This window comes from Pedobacter roseus, from assembly GCF_014395225.1.
GTDB lineage: Bacteria > Bacteroidota > Bacteroidia > Sphingobacteriales > Sphingobacteriaceae > Pedobacter > Pedobacter roseus.
In genome coordinates this window covers 1,645,843-1,671,483 of sequence record NZ_CP060723.1, presented here as the reverse complement: position 1 = coordinate 1,671,483, position 25,641 = coordinate 1,645,843, and the positions used below count along the sequence as shown (strand labels likewise).

Here is a 25,641-nt window from a genome sequence, read left to right as displayed (position 1 = left end):
TTACCTTTTTCAATAATGGGTATTAACAGGTAAATTAATTAATTACTTAAAAAATATTCAAAATGAAAAATGCATTCAAATTAGGCTTCTTAGCTTTAGCTTTATCTTTATCAGTTGTTGCTTGTAACTCAGAGAAAAAAGCAGAAGGTGCTGATACTACAGCTACTGATTCTTCAACTGTTATCACTGATACTACTAAAAAAGATACAGTAGTTAAAGATTCTACAGTAAAAGATACTACAGTTAAAACTACTACAGAAAAAACTGAAGTTAAACACTAGTCTAACTTACCCATAAAAAAAGCCTCGCGATGTAAAAATCGGGAGGCTTTTTTATTTTCAGATCAATCATGGGTTACCTTTTACATTTTTTGGTATTAATGGTATATATTAACCCTAAAACATATATCAAAATGAAAAATGCATTCAAATTAGGCTTTTTAGCCCTGGCTTTATCTTTAACAGTTGCTGCTTGTGGTGGTTCAGACAAAAAAGCTGATGGCGCTGATACTACAGTTACCGATTCTTCTACAATTGTTACTGATACAACTAAAGTTGATACTGTAGTTAAAGATTCTACTGTAAAAGACACTACAGTTAAAGCTACTACTACTAAAGAAGAAGTAAAACACTAGTATTTTAACTAAATAATATAAAAAAGGTCGATATTTTTACATCTCGACCTTTTTTATTTAAGAATATCGGGTTACTTTTCAGTCTTTTTTGTATAAATTAGTAATTAATTAATTTTTAGAACCAAACAAATTAAAAAAAAATGAAAAATGCATTCAAAATGGGCTTTTTAGCTCTTGCTTTATCTCTATCTGTTGTAGCTTGTAAATCAGAAAAGAAAGATGGCGGAACAGATTCATCTAAAGTTGATTCTACAGTTGTAGATACTACAGTTAAAGATACTACTGTAAAAGACACAACCGTTAAAGACACTGTAAAAGCTGATACAACTAAAAAATAGTTTTATCAAACCATTTGAAAAAGCCTTAGCATACCTAAGGCTTTTTTTATTTTAAGCATCGAGACCTTAAAATCCATCAATTGTAGTAAATTTGCGCAAAAATATAATCCGCATAATGAATTTAACCTCACTACAAGCTATTTCACCTGTTGATGGCCGTTACAGAAAAACAACCGAAAGTTTAGCTGCTTACTTTTCGGAAGAAGCATTGATTAAATACCGTGTTTTTGTAGAAGTCGAATATTTTATCGCACTTTGTGAGATCAACTTGCCTGGCTTGGAAAGTTTTGACAGAAGTCTTTATGCAGAATTACGTAAAATTCACGAAAATTTCTCAGAAACCGATGCCCTGGAAATTAAAGAAACTGAAAAAGTAACCAATCATGATGTTAAAGCGGTTGAATATTTTATCAAAAGTAAATTCGATGCCCTTTCACTCCAAAACTATAAAGAGTTTATCCATTTTGGTTTAACTTCTCAGGACATTAACAATACGGCCATTCCTTATTCTATTAAGCTGGCTTTAAATGAAAGTTATTATCCGGCGATTAATACTTTGATCGAAAAAATATATGCACTGGCTACAGAGTGGAAAGATATTCCGATGCTGGCACATACGCATGGTCAGCCGGCCTCTCCTACTAAACTGGGAAAAGAATTTTTGGTTTTCGCCGAACGTTTAAGCATTCAGCTGGAAAGTTTAAAATCTATTCCGAACAGCGCAAAATTTGGTGGTGCAACCGGAAACTTCAATGCACACCATATTGCCTATCCTCAAGTAAACTGGGTTGATTTTTCTAACCGGTTTGTAAACGAAACTTTAGGCTTAACCCGTGCACAACACACCACACAGATTGAGCATTACGATCAGTTTGCCGCGCAGTGCGATGCTTTAAAACGCATAAATAACATCATTATCGATTTAGACAGAGACATCTGGACCTATATTTCGAAAAATTATTTCAAACAGAAAATCAAAGCGGGAGAAATCGGTTCATCGGCTATGCCACATAAAGTTAACCCGATCGATTTCGAAAATGCAGAAGGAAATGCAGGCATTGCCAATGCCTTATTCGAGTTTTTCGCCGCTAAATTGCCTATTTCACGTTTGCAGAGAGATTTAACCGATTCTACCGTTTTAAGAAACGTTGGCGTTCCTTTCGGTCACACGCTAATTGCCATTAACTCGACTTTGCGTGGTTTAAATAAAATTTTATTAAATGAAGCTGCTTTACACGCCGATTTAGATGAGAACTGGGCAGTAGTAGCCGAGGCAATTCAAACGGTGTTAAGAAGGGAAAACTATCCGAATCCTTATGAAGCTTTAAAGGAACTGACCAGGACAAATTCAAAAATTAATGCGGCAAGTATTGCAGAATTTATTGAAGGACTGAATGTTACTGAAGAAATAAAAGCGCAATTGAGAACGATTACCCCTTTCAATTACACCGGCGTTTTTTAAGCCGATTAAATTGACGTTAAGCAGACAGCAGTTAAAGGTTTTATTAATGACTTATTGTTAATTTTGTTTATTCAAATTGATTAAGACATGACGATTAACGTATATACAGAACAGACTCCAAATCCAGCTACCATGAAATTCATGGTAAACAAGCTGTTAATTAATGGCAGTGAAGATTTTGCGACTAAAGAAAGTGCAGAACATTCTCCATTTGCTAAAGAGTTATTTAAGTTCAACTTTGTTTCTGGTGTGTTTTTCGCCAGTAACTTTGTTACCATCACTAAAACTGATGATGCTGAGTGGGCAGATATTGAAGCCATTTTAAAAGAATTTGTTAAGGGAGCGGTAGAATCTGAATTAAAAATTAAAGAAGCAACAACTGAAGAAGCTCCGGCTTTTGAGGGTTCGGAAACTGAAATTAAAATCCAGCAGATCCTTCACGATTATGTTCGTCCGGCTGTAGAGCAGGATGGCGGTGCCATTACCTACAAATCTTTTGATGAGGGTGTGGTAACCGTAGAATTACGTGGCTCTTGCAGTGGTTGCCCATCATCTACGATTACGCTTAAATCAGGTATCCAGAATTTATTACAGCGAATGGTACCAGAAGTTACAGAAGTGGTTTCTGAAGCACTTTAAATTGCATTTTTCATAGTACATATATAATGAAAAGGTCCCGGTGTAAACCGGGACTTTTTTTTGTGTGCTCATTTTCCTCATCTCCATCCGATAGCTATCGGATGTGGAGCGACGGAATTGAGAGATCTTTTAACAATGTTTAAAAGATTTCTCCACTGCGGTCGAAATGACGATTTACCTTAACCTTATTTTAAAAATACTGCTTAATCGCAGTTAACATTTCAGCAGTAAGTTTCCCATTGGTAGCCAATATCTCCCTTTTCTCAAAGTAATCATTACCTCCGGCGAAATCGTACACCTCTCCTCCTGCCTGCTGAACAATAAAACATCCGGCTGCAAAATCCCACTGTTGAAGGTTGAACTCGAAAAAAGCATCAAAACGTCCGCAGGCGGTATAAACCAGGTCTATGGCTGCTGCACCAATTCTACGTACCCCATGGCTTTTCTGCATCATTTCGGCCAATAATTTCAAATATTGAGGTTGTTTATCAAACTGGTAGTAAGGAAAACCCGTAGCCAATAAACTCGATTTCAAATCAGGATTAACAGAAACTTTAATTTCTTTCTTATTCATAAAAGCTAAACCGCCTTTGTAAGAATAAAACATTTCTCCCCGGTTTAATTCATAAACTACACCTACAACAGGTAAACCATCTTCGTAAAGGGCTACACTGATGCCGTAAGCGGGTATACCATGGATGAAATTGGTTGTTCCATCTAAAGGGTCGATGATCCAGGTATAGGTTTTTCCTGCCCTGCTAATGGTTTTCTCTTCAGTAATAAAACCTGCATCAGGAATTAATTTTTCAAGGTTTTGAACAAGTTTCTGTTCTGCTGTTTTATCAACATAAGAAACCATATCATTTAATCCTTTGTATTCGATTTTTTGCGCATCAAACTGCATCGCTTCTTTACGGATAAAGTTTCCGGTAAGCTTTACAATCGATATCACTTTATTGCATAGTAATTCGTAATTCATAGCTATTTAACAACCAAACAAAGTTGTTGTTGGATTTTAAATGAATTTATAAAAAAGTATTAAGCGAGTTGATTCTTGTTCCTTAAGGCATAAGCACTTAGTGCAATACCACCAACTACAAGGAAGGTAGAAATCATTTCGGCCTGGGTAAAGCGAAGACCAAAAACATGGTATTTTGAATTTACACGGATCAATTCGATACAGAAACGCTCTATACCGTTTAAAATCATATAAATACCAAACATCAAACCAGGTGCTTTTATTTTATCCCTGATTTCCCACAAGAAGGCAAAAAGGATCAGACAAATAATTACTTCATAAATTGGGGTTGGATATACACCCTGGGCCAGTTCATTACAGAATTTACCGTTACAGCCCGGGATCGGAATGCCTTCTCCTACCACATTATTTGGATATTTGTACGACCATAACCAATCAGGCAGCCACGAAAAGGGTTTTGGATCTGGATTCACAATTCCCCAGTCGCCATCGCCAGCTAAATGGCAACCAATACGTCCAACTGCATAAGCCAACATCATTCCCGGACCACCCACATCAAGCATGTGCAGGGGTTTTATGCCGTTTCTTTTAGCAATGATCAATACAGCTGCGCCACCACAGATTAAACCACCGTAAAAGGTTAAGCCACTAAAAGATAATAACCTTTCTATAGGGTGTTGAACAAAATCATCCCAATACTCTAAATTATCGAAGAATTTAGCCCCTAAGAAACCCCATATCGCTGCCCAAACAATTAGGTTGCTCATGGTTTGATATGGGTGAACGATAACCAACGTTTCTTTTGGTTTATCTAATTTATGCTTATTTTTTTCAGTATAATCCCAGTAAGCAAATAAACCAGCGAAGAACAAACCGCCGATGATATTTCCTTTGGCCGACATGAGTATGCCCTGCGCATCGCTTACAAAAAGCCTGTAATTTAATAGGGCGTAAACCAGTTTATAACCAATAACAAAGCCAAAAAGGCCGTTCATAATCAGTTCTGATGTAGTAGCAGGTTTGCCGATTACTACTGTTTTTTTAATTGGATGAAGTATGCCCAGCGCTTCTTTACGCTTAAGTTCTTTGGTAAAAGCCCAGTAGCCGGCCACAAATGCCAGTGCCACAAAAACACCGAATGTATTAAACGGAAGCGGTAAATTAATGCCGAAAAGGTATTCTAAAAAATGGGAAACGGTAGGAAACATACAAATAATTTGAAGCGAAGATAGTAAAGAAAGACCAAAGCTGAAAGATTAAAGACCAAAGCTGAAATACTAAAGCAGAAAGGCTAAAGATCAAGATCTAAAGTTTGGAGAAAGAGGTAAAAATCAATCTTTTTTATTTAGAAAAGAGAGGTTTGGTATTTTATCGGTTATTGCAGTCCTGCTCTCCACTTTACTCACCCGATTGAAAGAATCGGGATTCGTGCTCGCTCCGATCAGGTTTAATTAACTTATTACAGTAGTGCTTAGGAAATGAACGACCAAAGATATAACATAATATTTGTTGGTCAGCGTGGCATCAAGTCCATCATCCATCTTATATTTTCCATACTTAAGATCCTTCAACTACGCTCAGGATGACAAATCGAGGGAATGACAGGCTATAATTATAGACTTCGGACTAAGGACTTCCGACTAAAGACGCTTAATGATGTGCGTAAACCGTTTCCAGTTCAGCAACTTCTACCTCACCATCGGCAGTAATTTCTAAAAGCTTAACGGCTTTTAATTCGTTAACCATTAGGGGATCGTATTTTGCACGCACTTTCACATAGTTTTTGGTAAAACCATGCATATAACCCGATTTTTGATCTGCTTCGAAGAGTACTTCGCCTTCGCTGCCAATTTGAGATTCGTAAAAAGCCCTGCGTTTTTTGTCAGATAAAATGTGAAGCATTTTGCTGCGTTCGTTTCGCTCACTTCCAGCTACAACACCTTTCATTTCAGCTGCAGCCGTTAATTCGCGTTCCGAATAGGTAAATACATGGAGGTAAGAGATATCAAGCTGATTTAAAAACTGGTAAGTATCCAGAAAATCTTCTTTTGTTTCACCTGGAAAACCAACAATCACATCCACACCAATACAACAGTGCGGCATTACTTCTTTTATTTTAGCTACACGCTCTACATATAAATCGCGACGGTAACGGCGACGCATCAGGCCTAAAATTTTATCAGAACCCGATTGTAAAGGAATGTGGAAATGCGGCACAAATCTTTTTGAAGTAGCCACAAATTCGATGATTTCGTTACTCAAAAGATTAGGTTCGATTGATGAAATACGGATCCTTTCGATTCCTTCAACTTCATCCAAAGCTTTAACCAGATCAAAAAACTTATCTTCCCTCTCGCCGTTACGGATACCGAAATCGCCCAGGTTTACACCTGTTAACACAATTTCTTTCACACCGCTTTCGGCAATCATTTTTGCGCGGTTAACTACATTTTCAATGGTATCGCTACGGCTTGCGCCACGTGCCAAAGGAATGGTACAGTAGGTACAAGGGTAATCGCAACCATCCTGCACTTTTAAGAAAGTACGCGTTCTATCACCGATTGAATAAGAGGCAATGAAATTATGATTTACTTTTTCAATATTCTGCTGATGAACAACAGCTTTAGGCTGTTTGGTTAAATCGGTAATGTATTCAACAATCCTGAATTTTTCTGCAGCACCCAAAACCATGTCAACTCCTTCAATTTCGGCAATTTCCTGTGGTTTTAACTGTGCGTAGCAACCAACAATGGTTACAAATGCATTTGGAGAATATTTTAAAGCTTCTTTAACAACTTTACGGCATTTTTTATCCGCGTGATCGGTAACAGAGCAGGTATTGATTACATACACATCGGCCTGATCCTGAAATTCTACCACTGCATAACCTGCATCGGTAAATAAACGACCGATGGTTGATGTTTCAGAGAAATTAAGTTTACAACCTAATGTATAAAATGCGACCTTTTTCATTGAGCCTGCAAAGATAAGAAATTTGTTTGGAGTTAGGCGATTAAGGCCGCAACACCTCACAAATTACAGTGAGTTAACAAAAGATTGGTTTGGAGTTGGGTGTATGGAAATTTAACAGAGCAGATTGGCTTACTCTAAACTCCCAACTGAAAACTCCAAAATTATTCATTCCACCGGTAACTTTCCTGCTCAAAACCAGCCAGATCCAATACCCTGCTGATTACTGTCCCCGCCACTTCTTCGATGCTTTTAGGCAGACTATAAAAAGAAGGATTAGCCGGACAAATAATGCCACCGGCTTCGGTAACGGTTTTCATGTTGTTGATGTGAATCAGGCTAAAGGGTGTGTCGCGTACTACAGCAATCAGTTTTCTCCGCTCCTTTAATACTACATCTGCAGCCCTTGAGATCAGATCGTTCGATATTCCGTGTGCAATACGTCCTAATGTACCCATTGAGCATGGAACGATGATCATGGTATCGTATTTTGCCGAGCCTGATGCAAAAGGTGCGTTAAAATCGTTCTTATTATAAAAAGTAAAGTTTTTAAAGTCGTTATAGTTTTGATTGCCGAGTTCAAATTGCCAAACCTCTTTGGCATTATCGCTCATTACCACGCCAACGGCTTCAATCTGATCTTTCAGTACCGATAACTGATCGAATAAAACCTTGGCATATATGGATCCACTGGCACCTGTAACTGCAACAATCACTTTCTTTTTTATCATGAAACAAAAATAGGTTTTCTGGAAGGGATTAAAAATAAAAAAGGGCCAGAACATTGTTCTGACCCTACATCTACCTATGAAAAACATACCCTCGAAAGGGTAAGAACAAATATATATAAATTTTTAAAAAAATATAAGCAAGAAATGTTAAATCGTGTAAATGACGTATTTAAATCGAAAACAAAACTTAAAAGCCTGATTAACAACAAAATAATTTTTATTAAAAATATATAAAAATCAATTTATCACACTAAAATGAGGTATTTTAGATAACATTATTGAATAAAATGTATTACAAATCAGTCACTTTTAACATATATGGCAATACATTCAAAATTCAATACCTAAATTCTGTTTATTTTACTTTACATTTTTTTGATATTAAAATAACATTCGGGAACTTATTATTTGAGTAAAATAGACGTCAAAAAATGTTACCAACAGTTATGATGGATGTATTTCTGTAAACTGCATTGCCAGTTTAGACCTGATTCGGCTTAAGGTTTCCAATCGCATACATAAAAACGAAGCTATATATTTTAAAGGAACCCTGTTAACCAGTTCAGGATAGGATTTTATAAACCGTAGGTACCTTTTCTCTGCAGATTGTAACCTCGAAATAAGTGCCCTTTCGCAGGCTTGCAGATAATGTAATTGGGTCATTTTCCGGCTTACATAATTTACAACCTGATAATTGAGGTACAGCAGTTTCGACATGGTATACGGAACAGCTATGGCTACCACATCCTCGAGCGCTTGTATATACTCGTCAGAGGGTTCGCTCTCATCCCAAAAATTACTAACGTTGCCTACAAATTCATTTTCTTTTGCAATCCAGGTGGTTATTTCCTGGTTATCTTCTTTCATAAATCCCCTTGCAATACCATTTATAATAAGGTAAGCGCATTTATCGCGGTGCAATGGTGAGGTGATAAACTTATTTTTTTTAAAGGTTACAGGAAAAGTATGAGAATTGATGATAAATTCTATTTCAGGCGTTAGATCGTGAAAAAGTCTGTATACTTTTATCAGTGGGGAAAAGCCATTAAAAGGTAGCCACTTATCTTCTGAATAAATGTTTTCGGGATTCATGTTTTATCTATTGTGTAACTGCAAACTAATCGTTCAAAAAAGAACGACAAACGAAAATAATATCTACCTATTTCTGAAAACACAGATTTAGGAAAAATGTTTAGCTAAAAAATCTAATATACCTATAAAAATAAGTGCTCTAACCTCTTTTATGATCATTTTATATTGAAAAGTTACATTAATAGCCTACATCTACTACATTTTTGTAGTATAAATATTATGCATTCACAGTAAGTCTGTTGGCAATTAGCAACCTAAAGATTATATTTGGTAAAGCGTCAATTCAATTTTATGATCGATTTAACCTCTTCATTCCTAAAAGCATTATTAAAACATTCTAAAGCACCACTGATAATTTTTAAAATAAAACCGGTATTGGTGGTGGTAGAGCACAATGATGCTTATCAGGCTTTAATAACGCGGATTGGAGGAGAATTAAAGTTTTACGACATTGATGCGATCCCAAATCTCTTATCAAACAGAGAAAAAGATTTACTCAACAAAACGGTACATCACGTGAGTGAGCTTAAAATAAAAAAACGTTTAATTATTCATCCCATTTATTCCAATTCGCCAAATGTAAACTGGGAACTGGAATTTTCGCCAGTAATACAGGGTGCAAACCCTGTTGAGTATATCGTTTGTTCTCTTAAAGAAGTCCCTACCAATGAAAATGACCTGGAACATATTTTATTAGAACTTTCTGAAAGCGAAGCAAGATTCAGGGGCTTTTTTGAACAGGCACCTTTAGGTATGTGCGTATTGCGGGGCAGGGAGTTAATTACGGAATATGCAAATGATAATATTTTAAAACTTTGGGGAAAAACCCGGAAAGAAGTGATTGGTATTGCGCAAGAAGAATCGCGACAGGAGCTTGGCTTACAAAGGCAGATACTGAGCCGCGTGAAGGATATTTTTAAAACAGGTGAACCTTTAACTTTAAATGAGTTAAAAATTTCAACGCACATAGCTGATGGTTATTTTATTGCGATGTACCAGCCGCTAAAAAACGACAAAAATGAAGTCACAAGCATTTTGGTAATTATTAAGGACATTACGGAGCAGGTAAACTTTAAAAAGGAATTACTTAAAGCAAAAGATATTTTAAAAATTGCAATGGATGCTTCGGAAATGGGCTCATGGAATATCGATATTGAAAGCAAAAAAGTGCTGTTATCAGAAAGGGCTCAACAGATTTACGAGCTGGAAAGCAATACACTAAGCCTTGATGAAGCAAAATCGCTGATCAGCGCTGAAAACTTAAGCTTCCTCACCAGCAACATCAGAAAAGCACTACATAACAAGGAAGCATTTAACATTGAATATCAGATTAATATAAACGGGATCAAAACCAAAACAAAGTGGTTAAGAACTGCAGGCAAGGCCTATTATAATGAACAGGGAAAGGGTGTTTACATTGCCGGCGCCGTTCTGGATATTACCGAGCATAAACAGGACGAGATCAGAAAAAATGATTTTATAGGAATGGTAAGTCATGAACTTAAAACTCCGCTGACTGCTCTAAACGCTTATGTGCAACTGTTACAGTTTAAACTTAAGGAAACAGGAAACGATTTTACGACAGAAACACTCGAAAAAATCAATGTTCAATTGAAAAGAATGTGGCTGATGATTGATGGCTTCCTGAATGTGTCATTACTGGAATCGGGCAAAATTCAGCTGAATAAAACAGATTTCGACCTGGTAGACCTGATTAAAACCATTGCTGAGGAAAACAGGGTAATTTTACCAAGTCATTTTATACAGGTAATTGGACCTGAGGGATTGATTGTAAATGCTGATAAGGAAAAGATTGGTAATGTGGTGAACAATCTGATCAGCAATGCAGCCAAATACTCAAAAAAAGAATCTTTGATTGCCATTAAATGCGAAAAAAGAACAGGAGAATTTGTGGTGAGTGTAGAAGATGAAGGAATAGGCATTAAAGAAAATGATATTCCCAAACTTTTTGAGCGGTTTTTCCGCGTAGAAAGTTTAATTACACAAACCATTGCCGGTTTTGGCGTTGGTTTGTATATCTGCGCGGAAGTAATAGAAAGACATCGGGGAAAAATATGGGCAGAAAGTAAATTTAATAAAGGTTCAACCTTTTATTTTAGCTTACCCACTGCAGAATAATTATTGATATCTAAATTATATAGACTGGACTAAAATTTCCTCTTTTTCTACCTCAACATTCATGGCTGATAGACCTTGAGCTGTTAATTGTATATCAAAAGTTACTTTCGAGTTTATTTCAATTTCATTGGGCATTGTGTGCAGACGAAAATGAATATCCTGACCATTTTCGTCCATTATGGTTCCAATGCCATGTTCATTATCAATCCGGATCACTACTCCCCTTCTTTTATCATTCATAAATATTCTTAAAAAATTCGACAATTATAGTTAAAAAATGTATAATTAAAAATACAAAAATATAAATTATTGAATAATTTTACACTATACTAAAACGTTTTCTTTAATCTGATTAATATAACTACATCAATTCTTTTTTCCAATTACCTGTGTAAGGCATAATAGCCACTAAAAATTACTTATCTGTTCAGTATGGTTATAAATGCTATCCAATTTGACCACCGAGAGAGCAGATTTTATCATGACCAGATCATATCAATATCTAAAATCAAACACACGAACTGCAACCCGTTACTATACAGCTTGTTATTCCAAGGATAAAATATTATTTTTACCAAACAAAACGGGCTTGTAATTGTTATATGCTATTAAATCATCCCATCTATGAAAAATCTCAATCAAACCACAGGCATCAAAGAAGAAATTATCCTATTATCTGAAGAAACTGACCGTAATTATTGGGCAAACCGCTTAGGCGTAAGTTCAGAAGTACTGAAATCAGCTGTTAGAGCGACCAGGTGCATTACATTAGACCAGATTACTGCTTATTTGAACCAACAAAAGGAATCGGTTAGTATTTCCTAATTTTTAGAATTTTTTATAAAATTCTTCTCTCGCTGCATGACGCAGAGGCATGATAGTTTATACAGTTCTGACTATTGGGATTGATCGGCATACTTCGGCGAAGTCTATTATTTTTCAAAGCGAGTTAAGGACAACGTCCCTAAATAACTCTAATAAAGATGTTTCAAACTGATAGCGCAGATGGGGATTAAAGCTACTACAATACTTTAAGTACCTATTTTTAATATTTTAACCTAGCCACGCAATAAGCCAATAAATTGGTAGATTCTTTAGAGATCTTTTTACTCCCAAGGGTATCTTTGATATTATTAACTGCATATCCCAGTTTTTCTTCTAAAAGATCGAGCATAGTCATGATATTTTCTGGTGCTACGGTTAATGATAAAATAGGATAATATTTGTTCTCGAGATCTTTTTTCTGCGTATTTGTTGCTAAATCCAATGTCCATTCTTCTTTAGCCGAAAAGCCATATTCGTGCCTGGTATTGTTCAATTCGTACAAAAAAACTTTTGCCTGCACTTTCTGATCGTTATTTACCATTTTTACCTGGTTTTTTGGCGAACGGATCAATTTCAGTTTTTGCGGTTTTACCTTTTCCCGATTGATAATCTGAGGGTGCTTTTTTATTTACACTGGCCTCTTTCTTCTTGTCTCTGCTCATGAATATTTAACATTTATTTTTGGATAAGACCCATCATCATTGCATAAACAATTTGGTGACGGGAATAATAAATACTCATCTAAATAAAAGATTAGCGAATACCGTAATGGTACATCAGTGAGAGAAAAGAAAGTAATAAGATTACTGATATAATCAAATATACATTTATAAATGGCTAAAAGCGTCATAGAATTATAGTTATCCTGATATATTTTAGGCGATTTCAGAATTAATAAAATAAGCAATGCATAAAAAAGGGCTGAAAATTTAATTTCAGCCCTATAATCTATATCAATGATGATTTTATTTTTGCGATTGCTCAGGCGCTTTTCCAATCAGATCCATGAACTGATCTAATTTAGGCGTAATGATAATCTGTGTACGTCTGTTTTTGGCTTTTCCTCCTGGTGTTGTATTGTCTGCAATCGGGTTGAACTCGCCACGGCCACCAGCTGTCAGGCGTTTAGGATCAACCGCATATTTGGTTTGCAATACCTGAACCACTGATGATGCCCTTAAAGCACTTAAATCCCAGTTGTTGCGGATATTGGTCTGGGTAATTGGCACGTTATCTGTATTACCTTCAATCAATACGTCATAAGTGTCGTAATCTTTAATGATTTTAGCGATTTTACTTAAAGTTTCACCTGCTTTATCAGAAACTTCATAACTGCCTGATTTATAAAGCATATTATCAGCTAAGGAGATATAAACCACCCCTTTAAGTACCTGTACGTCAACATCACCAAGTTCTTCCCTGCTTAATGAACGGGTTAAATTATTGGTTAACACCATATTAAGCGAGTCGCTTTTATTTTTGGCATTTACCAGTTGTTTAATGTATTTATTTGAACTGTTAATTTCATCAACCAGTTTAGAGATATTAACGTTACCCTGGTTACTCGAGTTTAAACATTTGTTCAAGGCATCTTGCAGGGCGGTAACATTTGCCCTTTCGGAAGCAATCTGTTCTTCTAAACTTTTAACCCTACTGGTGCTTCCGCTCAGTTCGCGCTGGCTATCCTGGTATTTATTGCTTAATTCCTGGTTTCTTTCTCTCAGTTTTGCGTAAGTATCCTGAAGTTCAGCATACTTTTTATTGCTTACACAACCGGTTGCAAGCGCAAGACCAAAGAGCATTATAGGGATTGATCTGTAAAATTTCATAATTTTATTTTTTTTATGCTAATACGTTAACAAATTTCCTGCCGTAAAGTTTAATATAGCCTTTAAGCCATGTTAAAAAGCGTTAATCTTTACTGAATCGAAACTGGCTAACGCTTTATAAGCCCTTAAGCCAATACTACCTGACTGATACTGACTATCACTTGCAGAAAGAATGGCTTTAGTTGATCCGTTTATAAAAATATCAAATTTATCTCCCTTTGCCACAATTTTTAGGTTGTATATTTTGTTCATTTCAACAGGATATTTTGTGTAGCTTAAAACAATCCATTTTTGGTCGCTTGCTTTCCCCAACAGTACCGTGCCGTCAACCTGGTTTAGGCCTACGTAATAGCCCTGGTAAGCATCCGGGCCGATTGCGGGATTGGAAACCCTGAACATTAAACCAGCATCGCCTGCAGTATTGATCTTTACATCAGCCTGATAGGTAAAATCTTTAAAGTCAGTTCCATTGGCCACATATTTAGAACCGTTGATGCCGTAACCGCCTGAACCGGCATTTGAAGCAGAATTGACCTGCCCGTTTTTCCAGAACCAGCCGCCTCCATAAAAAACCCAATCGGTAGCCATTCCCTGGTCAAAATTTTCAGTCAGGTTTTTACTTATTTTTTTAGGCTCACCAATTACCGGAAAACAACTCAGGCGGATATTTTCAGAGCCGTAAGGGACTAAAGTAATTTCTTCGTCTTTTTCGTTAGAAGCAACCGGACTAAAAGGCACATCAAAAGCAGATACTTTGTTATATGCTAACCCCCAGGATGGGATTTTCCTGGCCTGAACCTTCAATTTTACAGGAGAGGCAGCCGCAATAAAAGGGTTTTCGGGCATAGCGGACTTTTCAACTTTAACCAGGCTGTTTAAATTGTCTTTAGCTAATAACAGGCCATAATTCCATGGTGATGTAGGGTGGATTTCGTAATCGGTAAAACCTGCAACAGGATGTGCTTTGGTTGTTTTATTTTCTGCCGCGATTTCTAATGCATATACAATTGGTCCGCGGCTTACGCTTACCGAATTATTTACCTGTTTTTGCATAGTTACTTCCATTGGGAAGTTCAGTTCCAGTTGATCCTGATTTTTCCACTCGCGGCTGATCGTGAACATGACTCCGGGTTTTACCCCATTTAGTTCTTTTCCATTTAATTTTATGGTCGGTTTAATGCTCCAGGTAGGAACTCTCAGTATTAAAGGAAATGATGCTGAAACGGCAAGACCAACTTTTAACTTAATCTGTTCTTCGAAAGGGTAATTGGTTTCCTCGGTTATTTTTATCTTTTTGTTTCCAGCTACTAAAGTTTCTATTTCCATTGGTCCATAAGTAATTACAGCAAGTCCGCGATCTGGCGTAGCCATCACACTGCTTTTCACAAAATAAGGCCAGCCCATGTGCATATTGTAGCGGCAGCATCCAAAACCGGAATACGGGCTCGAAACGGTGCCAGAACTGTAATCCTGATTAAAACCATGATCGCCATATATGCTTTGCACCTGATTGGGCAAGGTATAATAAGAATGATTTTTAAAATCTCTGCTAAACTGCGCCGGCAAGGCATTAAATGCGACTTTTTCGAGCTGATCGCCTATTTTAGCTTCATGGATAACCTTTGCAGCGGTTTCTAAACTCTGCATCCATTCTACCACAGTACAGGTTTCGACGCCTTCTATACTGCTGGTGCCTGCAAGAAATTCAGTTCCGGAGCCTAAACCTTCCGGCTGACCATGATCGTGCATGATGTGTTGGATCCCTTTTAAAAGCGCATCACGATTGGCAGGCAGATTGTTCAATTGTGCGTAAACAACCGGAAATTTTAAGGCCTGGGCGACGTTAACCATGTGTTTCGGCTGAAAATCATCGCCATAAAAGTAAAATTCGTTATTGGTATAAATATCAATCCAGGGATAAGCCTGTTGTTTTAATTTTTCGACCAGTTTTAGCAGGTCCTTGTCTCCTGTTTTGTTATAAAGCCAGATGGCAATTTCCATATTATCACCAGCCCTTGCCTTGCCCCATTCTTTTAAAGGATCGGCATCGAGATTAGCCAGTTCATACTTAAAATACCTGGAAAGGAAAGGAATTACCCTTTTATCATTTGTAGCCTCGTAATAACTCTGTAAAGCATACATCATAGGCATACGCGGCCACCAGTCTTTCATTTTTGGCGGACCGAACAAACCATTAGGCTGCTGGCTATTTAAGGTCCAATCGATGTATTTTTGTGCTTTTGCTTTTAAAGCAGCATCATCTAAAGTATAAGCTAAAGCCACTAAACCTTTAACGTAGTAAGGCACCCGTTCCCAGCTATTACCATCTCCGCCAAGCCAATCGTTACTTTTACCCAGGTTATCTTTCTCCGGATAGAGTTCTTCAGCCATTCCTGTTGCACCATCGCGCTGCTGCTCCAGCTGTTTTAGCAACCATCCTTTTGCTTTTATACTACCAATGGGTAACTGCACATAAACCTCTTTTTTTAATGGTGTTTTATTAAATTCGGTTAAACTTTGTGCCTGTAAATATGGGATGGATAAACCGGAAATCAGTAAACATAAGGGGATTGCTACTCTCTTCATAAAAGCATTATTGGTTAGATCATTATTGCTATAAAACTAAGAAATATGCCCGAATAATAAAACGATTTAGTAAAAATCTAATTAAACAATTAAAAACCTGGCAATCAAAAATTTAGTCGTCATAAAAAACATAAGCCTAACAATTTATATATGATAAATTGTTGGGCTTTAGAAAAGAGGTCTTTTTAAAATTTATTTTTTGCCGAAAGTGATGCCTTGCCAGGTATCCGTTCTAAATGGCGATGCCGGAAGGCCATCGTTAGCGATAAGATTTGCTACAGGATTATTTCCCCATGCATAGCGAACAGCAACCGGATTTGCAACCTGATCGCTGCTAACGATAACCTGATTGCCCAGGATGCTTGCTTTGGCCCAATGAAATTTCTTATCTGCACCTGCAATAGCAAAACCGGTAAGCGCGGCACCATCTGCTGCTTTTAATCCATTTTCGGTATTGCTAAAAGTTAAACGGATCTGTTTTCCTTCTACTTTAGCCGATTGGTAAACCGGCCCTGAATAATTATTTTTTTGACCATAAGTTTTGGCCAGTGCGATTAAACCCAACCTTCGCCCAACTTCCTGTTTATTTTTAGGATGGATATCTTTTGCATCGCCAATATCGATAATGGTAGCCATTCCGGTATTTGGCAAAGCAAGTGTTTTTTGTTGAGCCTCTCTCAGTTCTGCCCATGCCGATTCAACGGGGGCATTATCTACCTGCATATAATTAGCCAGTTGAACAAAATAAAATGGAAAATCACCCTGCCCCCATTTTTGACGCCAGTCTTTGATCATGAGTGGAAATAATTCGCGGTACTGGTAAGCGCGATCGGCGTTACTTTCTCCCTGGTACCATATAGCGCCTTTAATAGAAAACTGGATAAAAGGATGAATCATCGCATTGTATAACACTGTTGCCCGGTTCGGACCGCTTTCGTCAGCAGGTTTTGGTCCGATGTTATTAAAATTAAGCCCAACTTTATATTTCCAGTCTCCAGCAAGCGAAATTTTTTCTCCCGCATTATTTATTACATTTAAATCTTTGGCATCGCCATAGATGCCGCCACCGCCACCGCTATCAAAAACACGTACAGTAATGATATTTTCGCCCGGTTTGAGTAAATCCGAAGGTATGGTATAACTTCTACCAACGTTATAGCCAACCGTTTCGCCAACTTTTACACCGTTTACATAAGTGATATCGTTATCATCTATGGTTCCGAGATTAAGCTTTATACCACTAGTTTTCCAATTTTCCGGAACACTCACTTTCCTGCTAAACCACAAAATACCATCGAAATTTTTAAGTGCAGCTTCTTCCCACAACGTTGGCAAAGTCATACTTTTCCAGTCTGTAGTTTCAGCTGTAGCCCATTTAAGTTGTCCGGCTTGGTAACCAGAATCCTTTTCGGTGGTCATTTTAACCCAGCTGGCTACTTTTTCGTCGTAAGAAGTTGTTGAAGTGTTTTTAGCTGCTTGCTGGATTTTATCAACTGCAGCAGAAAAATCGGACATCTTTTTAAGCGATTCGGCACTGGTCCAGGCTTCTGCAATGGTTCCGCCCCATGAGGTGTGGATCAATCCGATCGGGATTTTTGTTTTTTGGTACACTTCGCGGGCAAAGAAATATGCTGTTGAAGAAAATTCGGCAATGTATTTTGGACTGCATTCCTGCCAGCCATTGTTGGTTACTTTAGCATCGTTTAATGCAACATTACTGGTAATATGTTCTACCTGTAGTAAACGGATATTGGGGAATTTAGCATCAGCAATTTCTTTTTCATAATTGCTGATTTTTCCCCAGCCAGCCAAAGGCATTTCCATATTGGATTGGCCTGAGCAGATCCATACATCACCAATAAGCACATTGTTAAGCACCAATAATTCTCCATCCGAAATGGTGATGGTATATGGGCCGCCATAACCTGGTGTGGCAACTTTAATTTTCCAGTTTCCATTAACATCAGCAATGGCACCATAATTAATTTTATTCCACGAGACATTAATTTTAACCGCTTTACCAGCAGTGGCTTTTCCCCAAATGGCCGCATTTGTTTTTTGCTGTAAAACCATATTATCGCTAAAAACCGATGGCAACAAAATTTTCGCCTGTAAAAACTGGAAACTGAAGAGTAATAATGTAATTAGATATATAGATTTTAATCTCGGGATGCTCATATTGACCTGTTTTTGGATGACTAGAAAGCGAATTTACATTTTCTGCAGGTCAACACCAATACATCCATCAGCACTTCGCAAATTTATGTTAAAAATGAGGCAAAATTCGTTTAATTGTTTGGGTAAGAATATCATTTTGCTTATTTTGCAGGTCTAAAAGAACAGCTCTGGGTTCAAGATCGAATTTGCCGGACGTTCCCTCAAATTACTGAATTAATGGTTAAGATTTTTATAGGCGGCCTTCCTGACAACATCCAAGAGATGGATTTGGCAATACTGGTTAGTCTTCACGGCAGGGTAGAAACAATTAAAATTGTGCGCGACAGGGCTACGGGCAAGTGTAAGGGTTATGCTTTTTTGGAAATATACAGTCTTCCTGATGCCAAAAACATTGTATCCACTTTAAATGATGAAACTTTTAAAGGCAACGTTATTACGGTTAAAATCTCGGAAGAGGACAGTACGGCTAAAGCAGCTAAACCAAAAACCAACCAGCCTTTTAAAAGTAAAAGACCAAGGTTACAGCGTTAATTTTTCTTTAAAGCTCTTTATTACATCCTTATTCTTTCAATTTTCTTTGCTTTTATAGCAACAAATATTGATCAATATTTGCTTTCTGTTAATTAGTTTTTGACGATAAACTTTTTTATCCGGTTCTAAACCTATATTTTGCCGTCACTGTTCCCATGCCCATTTAAAACAATCGACATAAACAGATATGGAAAATTATGCCATTGTAATATTTATTTTAGCAGTAATGATCGGTTTATCATCCATAGCCGATCATATCAAAATCCCCTATCCAATTTTATTGATTATTGCCGGTATAGCGGTCGGTTTTATACCTTCTCTCCCCCCTATTGATATTAATCCGGAGATTATTTTCCTGATTTTCTTACCGCCGTTACTGTACGATGCTGCCTTTAACATTTCCTTTAAAGAGTTTAAAACCAATATTAATACCATACTTACTTTGGCTATATCGCTGGTGTTTATAACCGCAGTTGGCATTGCTGTGGTGGCACATTACATGATTCCAGGAATGAGTTGGCCGGTATCGTTTGTATTGGGTGCCATACTTTCTGCTACAGATGCGGTTGCCGCCATGAGTATAACAAAGGGATTGGGCTTATCACATAAAACCAATACCATTTTAGAAGGAGAAAGTTTGGTTAATGATGCTTCTGCGCTGGTAGCATACCGTTTTGCCGTAGCCGCAGTAACAGGAACTGCTTTTGTATTTTGGAAAGCATCGTTAGAATTTGCGGTTTTAATGGCGGGAGGCTTTTTGATTGGTATGGTGATGTCGAGAATTTTAGCTTTTATCCTTAAAAGGATACATGATAACCACCTGGCAACCATTAGTTTTATGTTATTGATGCCTTTTGTTACCTATCTAATTGCAGAAGAGGTGCATGTTTCGGGTGTAATCGCAGTGGTTATATTAGGGTTGGGTATTTCGAGATTCAGCAACAAGGTTTTTCCAGAACAGCTTAAAAACCAGTCGAAAAATATTTGGGACATTATTATTTTTTTACTAAACGGCCTGATTTTTATTTTAATCGGTTTGCAGTTTCCCTATGTGTATAAAAACATCAACAGCGCTGATATTTTGCCTTATATTGGTTATTCTTTGGTGATTACCATTGTAGCTTTGTTACTGAGGATGGCACGTGTTTTTCTACAGCGGTTTAACCTTCAAAAGGCTTTTCAAAAAGGAAAACACAAGATTACAGAAGATGCTTTACTGGATTTTAAAAACAGTTTGATCATTAGCTGGTCGGGCATGCGTGGTATTGTTTCACTGGCTATTGCCATTGGATTGCCTGCAACTTTATCAGATGGAAGTGCTTTCCCACAGCGTAATGCTATTATTTTTATTTCGGTTGTGGTGGTACTTTTTACGCTTATCGGGCAGGGGCTTACTTTACCATGGTTGGTAAAGAAACTGGCGACGGAGGATGAAGGATAATTTTGTTTTTTAACCGCAAAGGGCGCGGAGAGCAATACGCAAAGATCACAAAGCTGGGCGACTAATTAATTCCATCATCCATCTTACATTTTCCATCATTTAACCACCGAGTTCACGGAGAAGAAATCACAGAATTCATAGAGATAAATAAACTTTGACAATCTTATAGGCACTGTGCACAAAAGATTGTCAAAGTAATTAATTGGACTTATTGCTTAATCATTAAGGAATCAAGGCAGTTAAGAAAACTTTGACAATCTTACAGGCACTGCACCCAATGATTGTCAATGTAATTAATTGGACTTATTGCTTAATCATTAAGGCGGTTAAGAAAACTTCGACAATCTTACAGGCACTGCGCCCAAAGATTGTCAAAGTAATTAATTGTTGATCTAAATGGCTTACCAATACACGCTGTAAAGGGCAACCAATAAACCGATAATTAATAATGCGCCAACGGCAAAACTGGTTGATGTTTTAAACATTTTTGCATCGATGGCCAGTCCTTTAGCTTCAGCCTTGGCTTTGTTGCTCAATAAACTGATGATTACCATACCAAAGATACAAAATATGAACACAAAACCCATACGATCTAAAAATGGAATTTCGTAAACGCCAACTGCGTTTTTAACTGAGAAACCACTTCCAGATAACCACGAAAGATCGGTAAGGTTAGGTAGAAATTTAAGGAAAATCGAAAGGGCAAAACCACCAATGGTTGCAAATAATGCGGCACCAGAAGTTGTTCTTTTCCAGAAGAAACCTAAAATAAACATGGCAAAAATACCTGGGGAAACAAAGCCTGTATATTCCTGAATGTATTGGAAACCACCTTTTTTATCGATACCCAGGTATGGCGCAATTACTACACCCAGGATCATGGCCACAACAATTGAGATTTTACCAGTTGTTACCAGGTTTTTCTCTGATGCTTCAACATTTAATACTTTCTTATAAATATCCAAAGTAAAAATGGTGGCAATACTGTTTGCTTTACCTGCCAGCGAAGCCACAACTGCAGCAGTTAATGCAGCAAAAGAAAGTCCTTTTAAACCTGCAGGCAGCAAGTTTAACAATACCGGATAAGCGCGATCGGGATTTACCGAACCGCCCTGAATCATTTCTGACTGGAAAGCACCATCTTTATACAATACATAAGCTGCAATCCCCGGAAGTACCACAATAATTGGCATTAATAATTTCAAGAATGCAGCAAAAAGAATCCCGCCACGGGCAGTTTCTAAATTTGCACCCAAAGCACGCTGGGTAATGTATTGGTTACAGCCCCAATAGTTTAAATTCACAATCCACATACCACCGACCAATACACTTAAACCTGGTAAATCGATATAATTTTCGTTATCCGGTTTTAAGATCATGTGGAAATGCTCTGATGCTTTTGAAGTCATTAAACTATAACCTTCGAAAATGCCTGAAGTACCGTAATGGGTAGAAACCAGGTTTAACGCCAGATAGGTAGTAGCTAAACCACCTAAAATCAGAAAAAATACCTGAATAACATCTGTATAACCGATTACTTTCATTCCACCTAGTGTAATAATGATGGCAAAAACAGCAATGGCATACATACAAAAACGCAGATCGAAACCTGAAATACTGCTTACAGCCAAGGCTCCTAAATAAAGGATTGAAGTTAAATTAACCACCACATAAAGTAATAACCAGAACACCGCCATAATCATCGCTACCGTTCCATTATAGCGCTGATGCAAAAATTGCGGCATCGTAGCGATTTTGTTTTTCAAATAAACAGGGATAAAGAATACCGCGACCACCACTAAGGTTAACGCGCCCATCCATTCGTAGGTTGCAATGGCCAATCCCATTTTAAAACCCGAACCACTCATACCGATAAACTGCTCAGCAGAAATATTCGATGCGATTAATGATGCACCAATGGCCCACCACGTTAGAGAGCCTTCGGCGAGAAAATAATCTTTAGAGCCTGTAGACTCAGATTTTTTCTTGTTGTAAATGTAGAGCCCGTAAGCGGCTACAATAACGAAGTAAATTGCAAATACAATGTAATCCTTCGTGTCTAATAAATTGTTCTTCATTGATTTATTTTGGTTAGTGTACCTGAGGTAATTTTATATTAATTGTATAAACTGGTTCCGTTATCGGTTTGTACCGTATAGGCATCTAATTTTAGTCCGAATTCTAACTGGTATTTAGCAGCCAGTTCTTCAACCAGATCAGCAATTTTTTCTTCTTTAACAATGTTAATGGTACAGCCACCAAAACCACCGCCCATCATCCTAGCGCCCAATACCTCATTAAGCGGTTTAACGGCATCAACCAAAAAGTCGAGTTCTTTACAACTCACTTCGTAATCTTTGCTCAAACCTTCATGTGTTTCGAACATCAGTTTACCCAGGCCTTCCAGGTTTCCGTTTTCCAATTGCTCTGCAGCAGTAAGTAAACGGCCAATTTCTTTTACCACGAAACTACATTTGGTGTACACCTCTAAATCTTTCGGTTTAACATAAGTTTCTAACATGCTTAAATCAACATCACGGAGTGTATTTACATTCGGATAATGTTCTTTAACCCAGGCAACCCCTTGCTCGCATTGTGCCCTTCTTTTGTTATAGGCAGAATCGGCCAGTGCATGTTTTACATTGGTATTTAATAGCAGCAGTTTATAACCATCCAGTTTTAATGGAATATAGATGTGTTTCATCGATCGGCAATCGAGCATAATGGCCTGATCCTTTTTACCAAACACTGAGGCAAACTGGTCCATAATGCCGCAGTTAACCCCTGCAAAAGTCTGTTCTGCTTTTTGGGCAATTAAAGCAATATCCATCTTCGGAACGGAAAGCGAAAAAAGCTGATCGAGTGCAAAACCTGTAGCACACTCAACCGCAGCTGAAGATGATAAACCGGCACCTAAAGGCACATCGCCATCGATATAAAAGTTAAAACCACCTAATTTATAACCTCTTTCTTTTAACTGATCAGCCACGCCTAAAATGTAATTGGCCCAGCTGTTTTCTGATTTTTTTAAATCTTTTACAGAGGAAATATCAAATTGCTGATAGCTTTCTGAAAATAAATGGATTTCATCATCTTCTCTTTTTGAAATAGCTACATAAATAGCCTTATCAATAGCGGCCGGCATTACAAAACCACCATTATAATCGGTGTGTTCGCCAATAATGTTAATCCTTCCGGGAGAGCGCACCAAAATCGGTTCAGCGTTGAAAAGTTTTTTAAATGTATTTTTTAAATGTTGTGCATTCATTATCAAATATTTTTAGTCTTCAGTCTTGCTGATTTTATAGTGTACGGTAGACATTTCCTTTAAGCGGTTGGCTGCAAATTCAGGTGTAATATCACGCTGAGGATTCGCCAGCATCTCGTAACCCACCATAAATTTCTTAACAGTTGCCGAGCGCAACAATGGTGGATAAAAATGCATGTGCCAGTGCCATTCAGGGTAATATCCGTTGTTTACCGGCGTTTGGTGCATGCCTGCAGAATATGGGAATGAGGTTTCGAAAAGGTTATCGTATTTGGTTGTGAGTACTTTAATTGCCCCGGCCAATGATTTCTTTTCTGCTTCGCTAAACAATTTGATGCTGTTTACATGGCGTTTGCTAATAATCATGGTTTCATAAGGCCAAACTGCCCAAAAAGGCACCAGTACCACAAAATGATCGTTTTCAAATACAATACGCTCATTTTTTTTCAATTCCAGCTTTAAATAATCGGCCAATAAACTTCTCCTGTGAATGGCGTAGTAAGTTTTCTGACGTTCAGTTTCTTTGGCAATTTCTAACGGTATATCGCCCTGCGACCAGATCTGCCCATGCGGATGGGGATTGCTACAACCCATTATATCTCCTTTATTCTCAAAAATCTGGATGTATTTAATCCAATCGTTTTCGGCAAGGCTATTGAATTCGTTTTGCCAAACATTTACCACTGCGGTGATGGCTTCCACACTCATTTCTGGCAGTGTAAGGTTATGCTTTGGACTAAAACTGATTACCCTGCAAAGTCCGCGCTGATTATTGGCAACCAATAAATCATTCTCGTTCATATTTCCTGCAGGGGTGTCTTCCAACAAGGCTGCAAAATCATTATTAAAGACAAAGCTTTCGGTATAGTCAGGGTTGCTATCGCCATCTGCCCTGCCATTGCCCGGGCATAAATAACATTTAGGATCGTATTCGGGGCGGTTATCGGGTGCTAGCGCTTCAACCTTACCCTGCCAGGGCCTTTTAGTACGGTGTGGGGAAACTAAAACCCACTCTCCGGTTAATATATTTAACCTGGTGTGCGGGTTACTGTCGAGTTCGAATGTCTGGTTCATCTTATATTTTCAATTGGTTAGAAAAAGGAAGTCATTTTACTTCGCCCGTCTAAACCGCCAAATTATAAAATTAATATTAATTGTCAAATAGACAATTAATATTAATTTTTATATTCGTGAAAAATTGAACATATTAAGGCCTTTAAACCTCTTATAAAAAATGATTGAATATTCCAGACAGCCGCATTACCTTGTTGCTGTTGATTGTATCGTATTTGGATTTGATGGCGAGCACCTTAAAATTCTTCTTGTAAAACGCGGTTTGGAGCCCGAAATAAATAAATGGAGTTTGATGGGCGGTTTTGTTGGTGCTGATGAAAGCCCTGACGATGCCGCGAACAGGGTATTAAAAAAAATGACGGGTTTGGAAGGCGTGTACCTGGAACAGCTGCAAATTTACGGCGAACCTAAGCGCGATCCGATAGAACGTACGCTTTCTGTTGGTTATTTCGCCCTGATCGATATCCATAAATATGAAGCGCAGTTAAATGACGATTATGAGGCAGAATGGTTTTTGATCAACGACAGGCCTAAACTGATTTTCGACCATAATGAAATGGTTGCAGATGCAAGGAAAAAACTGAGGTACAAAGCAGCCCTCCACCCCATTTTGTTCGAAATGTTGCCTAAAAAATTTACCATTCCGCAATTGCATATCCTTTTTGAAGAGGTAAATGATACCAAGATTGATACCCGGAATTTCAGCCGTAAGATTACTTCAACGGGATTGTTGATTAAACTAGCTGAAAAAGATAGAACAGGCTCGAAAAAAGGCGCATTTTATTTCAAACTGGATAAAAAGAAATATGCTGCCAATGCACAGGCCTTTTTAAACCTGATGCCCAATCTGAAAGTTTAGGTTTTACTTCTGGTTGTGCTATAAAAGGTAAAACAAAAGCAAAGCATTATTCCTTTGCTTAGGTAG

At 37.6% G+C, this 25,641-nt stretch carries 24 protein-coding genes; 10 read left to right on the top strand and 14 right to left on the bottom strand.

The annotated features are described in order from the left end of the window. Nucleotides 1–62: 62 nt before the first annotated feature. The 5 genes from H9L23_RS07255 (at nucleotide 63) to H9L23_RS07235 (ending at nucleotide 3,073) form a co-directional block, all read left to right on the top strand. Nucleotides 63–281, top strand: coding sequence for a hypothetical protein (locus tag H9L23_RS07255; protein ID WP_184464707.1), 219 nt, complete (start codon nucleotides 63–65; stop codon nucleotides 279–281). A gap of 131 nt (nucleotides 282–412) precedes the next feature. Next, entirely contained in the window at nucleotides 413–634 is a 222-nt protein-coding gene (locus H9L23_RS07250) for a hypothetical protein (protein WP_187594333.1), read from the top strand. A 140-nt stretch (nucleotides 635–774) separates the two neighbouring features. Further along, nucleotides 775–972: a hypothetical protein gene (locus tag H9L23_RS07245; RefSeq protein WP_183764586.1), complete on the top strand. Its 198-nt coding sequence runs from the start codon at nucleotides 775–777 to the stop codon at nucleotides 970–972. 115 nt (nucleotides 973–1,087) lie between these two features. Next, nucleotides 1,088–2,434 (top strand): adenylosuccinate lyase, encoded by a 1,347-nt coding sequence (purB, locus tag H9L23_RS07240; protein WP_187594332.1) that lies wholly within the window; start codon nucleotides 1,088–1,090, stop codon nucleotides 2,432–2,434. 87 nt (nucleotides 2,435–2,521) lie between these two features. Then, the gene (locus tag H9L23_RS07235; RefSeq protein WP_025142868.1) at nucleotides 2,522–3,073 is read left to right on the top strand and encodes a NifU family protein; all 552 of its coding nucleotides are present in this window, start codon (nucleotides 2,522–2,524) and stop codon (nucleotides 3,071–3,073) included. A gap of 190 nt (nucleotides 3,074–3,263) precedes the next feature. Here the strand turns inward: H9L23_RS07235 and H9L23_RS07230 are convergent, their stop codons facing one another. From H9L23_RS07230 to H9L23_RS07210, 5 genes are all read right to left on the bottom strand, one after another. After that, nucleotides 3,264–4,052, bottom strand: coding sequence for an inositol monophosphatase family protein (locus H9L23_RS07230; protein WP_187594331.1), 789 nt, complete (start codon nucleotides 4,050–4,052; stop codon nucleotides 3,264–3,266). Nucleotides 4,053–4,111: 59 nt separating this feature from the next. Next, the gene (locus H9L23_RS07225) at nucleotides 4,112–5,260 is read right to left on the bottom strand and encodes a prolipoprotein diacylglyceryl transferase (protein ID WP_187594330.1); all 1,149 of its coding nucleotides are present in this window, start codon (nucleotides 5,258–5,260) and stop codon (nucleotides 4,112–4,114) included. A 442-nt stretch (nucleotides 5,261–5,702) separates the two neighbouring features. Then, the gene (gene mtaB, locus H9L23_RS07220; RefSeq protein WP_187594329.1) at nucleotides 5,703–7,025 is read right to left on the bottom strand and encodes a tRNA (N(6)-L-threonylcarbamoyladenosine(37)-C(2))-methylthiotransferase MtaB; all 1,323 of its coding nucleotides are present in this window, start codon (nucleotides 7,023–7,025) and stop codon (nucleotides 5,703–5,705) included. A 161-nt stretch (nucleotides 7,026–7,186) separates the two neighbouring features. Next, nucleotides 7,187–7,753: a UbiX family flavin prenyltransferase gene (locus H9L23_RS07215; RefSeq protein ID WP_187594328.1), complete on the bottom strand. Its 567-nt coding sequence runs from the start codon at nucleotides 7,751–7,753 to the stop codon at nucleotides 7,187–7,189. 444 nt (nucleotides 7,754–8,197) lie between these two features. Then, complete coding sequence (locus H9L23_RS07210; RefSeq protein ID WP_187594327.1) at nucleotides 8,198–8,845, bottom strand: Crp/Fnr family transcriptional regulator; 648 nt, start codon at nucleotides 8,843–8,845, stop codon at nucleotides 8,198–8,200. A 291-nt stretch (nucleotides 8,846–9,136) separates the two neighbouring features. Between H9L23_RS07210 and H9L23_RS07205 the strand changes: the two genes are divergently transcribed. Further along, the gene (locus H9L23_RS07205) at nucleotides 9,137–10,984 is read left to right on the top strand and encodes a PAS domain-containing sensor histidine kinase (RefSeq protein WP_187594326.1); all 1,848 of its coding nucleotides are present in this window, start codon (nucleotides 9,137–9,139) and stop codon (nucleotides 10,982–10,984) included. 15 nt (nucleotides 10,985–10,999) lie between these two features. On the opposite strand, the gene H9L23_RS07200 is transcribed toward H9L23_RS07205, so the two are convergent. Then, nucleotides 11,000–11,224, bottom strand: a complete 225-nt coding sequence (locus H9L23_RS07200) for a cold shock domain-containing protein (protein ID WP_187594325.1) — start codon at nucleotides 11,222–11,224, stop codon at nucleotides 11,000–11,002. Nucleotides 11,225–11,608: 384 nt separating this feature from the next. Between H9L23_RS07200 and H9L23_RS07195 the strand changes: the two genes are divergently transcribed. After that, nucleotides 11,609–11,809, top strand: coding sequence for a DUF3606 domain-containing protein (locus H9L23_RS07195; protein ID WP_187594324.1), 201 nt, complete (start codon nucleotides 11,609–11,611; stop codon nucleotides 11,807–11,809). Nucleotides 11,810–12,029: 220 nt separating this feature from the next. On the opposite strand, the gene H9L23_RS07190 is transcribed toward H9L23_RS07195, so the two are convergent. From H9L23_RS07190 to H9L23_RS07175, 5 genes are all read right to left on the bottom strand, one after another. Beyond that, nucleotides 12,030–12,350: a hypothetical protein gene (locus H9L23_RS07190; protein ID WP_187594323.1), complete on the bottom strand. Its 321-nt coding sequence runs from the start codon at nucleotides 12,348–12,350 to the stop codon at nucleotides 12,030–12,032. After that, on the bottom strand, nucleotides 12,340–12,471 hold the full coding sequence (locus H9L23_RS26835; protein ID WP_262892384.1) for a hypothetical protein: 132 nt from the start codon (nucleotides 12,469–12,471) through the stop codon (nucleotides 12,340–12,342). The genes H9L23_RS07190 and H9L23_RS26835 overlap by 11 nt, the downstream gene beginning before the upstream one ends. A gap of 303 nt (nucleotides 12,472–12,774) precedes the next feature. Then, the gene (locus H9L23_RS07185) at nucleotides 12,775–13,638 is read right to left on the bottom strand and encodes an OmpA family protein (RefSeq protein ID WP_187594322.1); all 864 of its coding nucleotides are present in this window, start codon (nucleotides 13,636–13,638) and stop codon (nucleotides 12,775–12,777) included. 72 nt (nucleotides 13,639–13,710) lie between these two features. Next, the gene (locus H9L23_RS07180; RefSeq protein WP_187594321.1) at nucleotides 13,711–16,224 is read right to left on the bottom strand and encodes a beta-L-arabinofuranosidase domain-containing protein; all 2,514 of its coding nucleotides are present in this window, start codon (nucleotides 16,222–16,224) and stop codon (nucleotides 13,711–13,713) included. Between the two features lie 192 nt (nucleotides 16,225–16,416). Beyond that, nucleotides 16,417–18,402 carry a sialate O-acetylesterase gene (locus H9L23_RS07175; RefSeq protein WP_187594320.1) on the bottom strand — a complete coding sequence of 662 codons (1,986 nt, stop codon included), beginning with the start codon at nucleotides 18,400–18,402 and terminating at the stop codon, nucleotides 16,417–16,419. Between the two features lie 216 nt (nucleotides 18,403–18,618). Here H9L23_RS07175 and H9L23_RS07170 point away from each other — a divergent pair, with 216 nt between their 5' ends. Together H9L23_RS07170 and H9L23_RS07165 are read left to right on the top strand one after the other, a co-directional pair. Next, on the top strand, nucleotides 18,619–18,933 hold the full coding sequence (locus H9L23_RS07170; protein WP_025142881.1) for an RNA recognition motif domain-containing protein: 315 nt from the start codon (nucleotides 18,619–18,621) through the stop codon (nucleotides 18,931–18,933). 187 nt (nucleotides 18,934–19,120) lie between these two features. Continuing rightward, nucleotides 19,121–20,374, top strand: a complete 1,254-nt coding sequence (locus tag H9L23_RS07165) for a Na+/H+ antiporter (protein ID WP_187594319.1) — start codon at nucleotides 19,121–19,123, stop codon at nucleotides 20,372–20,374. 401 nt (nucleotides 20,375–20,775) lie between these two features. On the opposite strand, the gene H9L23_RS07160 is transcribed toward H9L23_RS07165, so the two are convergent. Genes H9L23_RS07160 through H9L23_RS07150 form a run of 3 tightly spaced genes read right to left on the bottom strand, consistent with a single transcriptional unit; the run spans nucleotide 20,776 to nucleotide 24,716 of the window. Further along, a complete protein-coding gene (locus H9L23_RS07160; RefSeq protein ID WP_187594318.1) occupies nucleotides 20,776–22,452 on the bottom strand; it encodes a sodium/sugar symporter in 1,677 nt (558 codons plus the stop codon). A gap of 38 nt (nucleotides 22,453–22,490) precedes the next feature. Beyond that, nucleotides 22,491–23,642 (bottom strand): galactokinase, encoded by a 1,152-nt coding sequence (locus H9L23_RS07155; protein ID WP_187594317.1) that lies wholly within the window; start codon nucleotides 23,640–23,642, stop codon nucleotides 22,491–22,493. Between the two features lie 12 nt (nucleotides 23,643–23,654). After that, nucleotides 23,655–24,716 (bottom strand): UDP-glucose--hexose-1-phosphate uridylyltransferase, encoded by a 1,062-nt coding sequence (locus H9L23_RS07150; protein WP_187594316.1) that lies wholly within the window; start codon nucleotides 24,714–24,716, stop codon nucleotides 23,655–23,657. 160 nt (nucleotides 24,717–24,876) lie between these two features. Here H9L23_RS07150 and H9L23_RS07145 point away from each other — a divergent pair, with 160 nt between their 5' ends. After that, nucleotides 24,877–25,575, top strand: a complete 699-nt coding sequence (locus tag H9L23_RS07145) for an NUDIX hydrolase (protein ID WP_187594315.1) — start codon at nucleotides 24,877–24,879, stop codon at nucleotides 25,573–25,575. The last annotated feature ends 66 nt before the right edge of the window (nucleotides 25,576–25,641 follow it).